The 2,088-nt window shown below is 38.8% G+C and carries 4 protein-coding genes; 2 read left to right on the top strand and 2 right to left on the bottom strand.

The genetic code is table 11. From position 1 onward, the window contains the following. Positions 1-407: 407 nt before the first annotated feature. Positions 408-833: a type II toxin-antitoxin system VapC family toxin gene (locus IQ228_RS25175; RefSeq protein WP_193964870.1), complete on the bottom strand. Its 426-nt coding sequence runs from the start codon at positions 831-833 to the stop codon at positions 408-410. Further along, positions 833-1,069: a hypothetical protein gene (locus IQ228_RS25170; protein ID WP_193964869.1), complete on the bottom strand. Its 237-nt coding sequence runs from the start codon at positions 1,067-1,069 to the stop codon at positions 833-835. Before IQ228_RS25170 ends, IQ228_RS25175 begins: the two co-directional genes overlap by 1 nt. Positions 1,070-1,291: 222 nt before the next feature. On the opposite strand from IQ228_RS25170, the gene IQ228_RS25165 reads away from it, so the two are divergent. Then, on the top strand, positions 1,292-1,615 hold the full coding sequence (locus IQ228_RS25165) for a hypothetical protein (RefSeq protein WP_027404683.1): 324 nt from the start codon (positions 1,292-1,294) through the stop codon (positions 1,613-1,615). After that, a complete protein-coding gene (locus IQ228_RS25160) occupies positions 1,593-2,018 on the top strand; it encodes a hypothetical protein (protein WP_027404684.1) in 426 nt (141 codons plus the stop codon). Before IQ228_RS25165 ends, IQ228_RS25160 begins: the two co-directional genes overlap by 23 nt. The last annotated feature ends 70 nt before the right edge of the window (positions 2,019-2,088 follow it).

Below are 2,088 nucleotides of genomic sequence, written 5' to 3'. Positions count from 1 at the left end.
TTATATTATTTATTCCCAAGAAATTGTCAATAACCGGAAATTATTGATAACCGCTAAAAATTCATTTAATCCTGAAACTCTTTCCAGTCAACACTTGTAAGTTATTCTCTTCCGTCGAACTCAGGTCATATAACAACCTCGACGATTGATCCGTCGTCATTAACTTCTTTTGCTTTGGCGATTAGAGTGGCCTTCATATATTGCATTGTAGCAATATATTTAACTTCTGTCGAGTAGCAATATTATGATCCGAACGGCACAGTTGAGCGATCGCCCTAAATTTTTTTTAAAATAGTAACAGTAGAATGTATTAGCGTAGCGCATAATAAATAATAATTACAAACTAATCATAATTACAAGCAAAAAGGCGCGTTAAGTAATGCACTTTACAATATCTGGAATCATATTTAAGTATCTAATAGAGGCATAAGCAAAGGAATTGGGCGATCGCGGTTCTTTCTGTAAACGAGAAAATCACTATCGAGAGTAAAAATCAGACTACTAGGGTATAGTTCCGACATTCGGACTAATTCCGCATCTGCTAAAGAAACTGGTACTGATTGATAGCGACTTAATAATGTCATTACTGTCACCAACTCCGCATCCAAATCAAACTGAATAATGATCTGTTTCTGAGCTAACAATTGCAGTAAAATTTCTCGCCCCCTCTTTACTCGTTGTAACAAAAACCAACTTTCTGAAATCACCGCTTCACAAGTTAGTAATGGGGGAGCAATTTCCTTTAATTGTTCTGTTACCCAAGTATGGTGGACATCATTGCGGTCAATTAAAGCCAGTAAAATCCCTGTGTCAACAATTACCTGATAGTGCATTACTGGCCATAGCCCTGCATATAATCAGGATTTGTTGAAAGATCGCCTGGTCCCTCCCCTGCCCCAATCGAAGCTTGAGCTACCTCAAAAAACGAGAGGGAATTTGTTTCTAGAGACGTAGTGATTGCGTCCTGACGTTTTTTCCAAAGAGACTCTACAAAAGTTAACACCTGATACTGATCTTCCGTCGGTAATACCTCTACCGTTTGTAAAATTTGTTTAGATAAGGCAGACATACTAGTTATTCCTACAAAATACACGACCTTATAATTATGAAAAATATAACATTAACTTCTCCATAATAAAAGGCGAACTGCTTGCAGCAGCACTTCGAGATCGCCCTATAGGGAATGCGACAGCGAACCGCGACCTAGTAATCGCTATTCCTGTGAGTCGTGAGTTCGGGTGATCGCATAACATAGAATAGAATTATAACTGACTTCAAAACAGCAAACTATATGCTAGAAGCAAATGTACATGAGAACCAAGAGCTTTCTGGGCTAATCCAACAAGCGAACTCTAAGCGAGAAGCGATCGCCTTAGTTCAAGAAGGGCAACAAAAAGCAGTGCTGTTAAGTTTAGAAATGTTTCAACATTTGATAGGAATTAGCGATCGCCGAGAACAGCTATCAAACGATGGATTTGCAACTATGTCGCGGCAACTTTTTACCAAATCTGGATATGACTCAACTGACAAAATTATGGAACTCATTCAGGATGTAAAACAAGAAATATCCACAGAGAGAGCGCAGAGGCTAAATGACGGTGAAATCAAGTTCTAGTTTACCCAAATCGGTATTTATTGACACAAATATCTACATTCTGGGAGCGCTTGATTTAAACAGCGATGAGCAAACTAGAGTTATCTTCTCTCAAGAACTTATCGATCAAATCTTACGAGTTGGTAAACGCTTGCAAAACAAAGACTGGTCAAGTGGTCTGTTAACAAGACTTTGGCAGCAATTGAAAGTAGATTTCATATTTGTAGAAGACCAAGATATTCAAGCGATAGCTGATGCTGGCATAATTCCCCGTGAAGATGCAGGTGTTTACCTGACTGCCAAGCAAGGAAAAGCAAAATGTTTTGTATCCAGAAATTACAAACTAATTCGCGCACTTGTCGAGCAAACTGAAGAATTTGAATGTTTCACTCCAAGCGAATTCTTACAAAAATATGCCCCATAAGCTAGTAGTCTGTCAATCCAAAAATGACGGGTAAAGGCAAGTAGGGGGAGAAGAGGGGTAGGGGGAGTAG

Source organism: Dolichospermum sp. LEGE 00246 (assembly GCF_015207865.1).
Taxonomy (GTDB): Bacteria; Cyanobacteriota; Cyanobacteriia; order Cyanobacteriales; family Nostocaceae; genus Dolichospermum; species Dolichospermum heterosporum.
The sequence above is the reverse complement of the archived record's forward strand: the minus strand, read 5'-3'. Positions and strand labels throughout refer to the sequence as shown.